1 protein-coding gene is annotated in these 675 nt (G+C 73.8%); it reads right to left on the bottom strand.

The genetic code is table 11. The features are described 5' to 3' along the window. Positions 1-31 precede the first annotated feature (31 nt). Entirely contained in the window at positions 32-643 is a 612-nt protein-coding gene (ssuE, locus tag AB8Z36_RS41140) for an NADPH-dependent FMN reductase (protein WP_369218446.1), read from the bottom strand. Positions 644-675: the final 32 nt, after the last annotated feature.

Here is a 675-nt window from a genome sequence, read left to right as displayed (position 1 = left end):
GTACGGTGCCCGGTCGCGGCGGCGGGCCCTCTCACGCCGCCCTGGCCGGGGCGGTGGAGGCGGCGGGGACGGCCGGGGCCTCCGTGTGCTCGGCGGTCACCGCCGGGAGCACGGCGCCGCCCAGGGCGAGGGAGAAGTCGTCGACGACCTGCGCGAGTGCTTCGGCCGTGCCCGGCGCGACGGTCAGGGAGCCGTCCTCGCCCACCGTGATGTCCTTGTCGAGCGTGAACCAGCCCTGGACGATGTGCGACGCGCCCATGGAGCTGAGCACCGGGCGCAGGGCGTAGTCGATGGCCAGGACGTGCGCCGTGGACCCGCCGGTGGCCAGGGGCAGCACCGTCTTGCCGTGCAGGCCGTACTGCGGGAGCAGGTCGAGCAGGGACTTGAGCACGCCCGAGTAGGCGGCCTTGTAGACGGGAGTGCCGATCACGACGCCGTCGGCGCGGTCGAACAGGGCGATCGCCTCGACGATCGCCGGATGCGTGAAGTCGGCCCCGAGCAGCGCCTCCGCGGGGATGGTGCGCACGTCCAGGGGGATCACCTCATGGCCCTGGGCGGTGAGCCGCGCGTCCAGGTGGCGCAGGAGCCGGGCGGTGCGGGAGGTGGCGGAGGGGCTTCCGGAGACGGACAGGACGGTGGCCATGGGGGACCCTTCTGGAGCGTATGGGTGACGTC

The sequence above is a fragment of the Streptomyces flavofungini genome, from assembly GCF_041028215.1.
Classification (GTDB): Bacteria; Actinomycetota; Actinomycetes; order Streptomycetales; family Streptomycetaceae; genus Streptomyces; species Streptomyces flavofungini_B.
The sequence above is the reverse complement of the archived record's forward strand: the minus strand, read 5'-3'. Positions and strand labels throughout refer to the sequence as shown.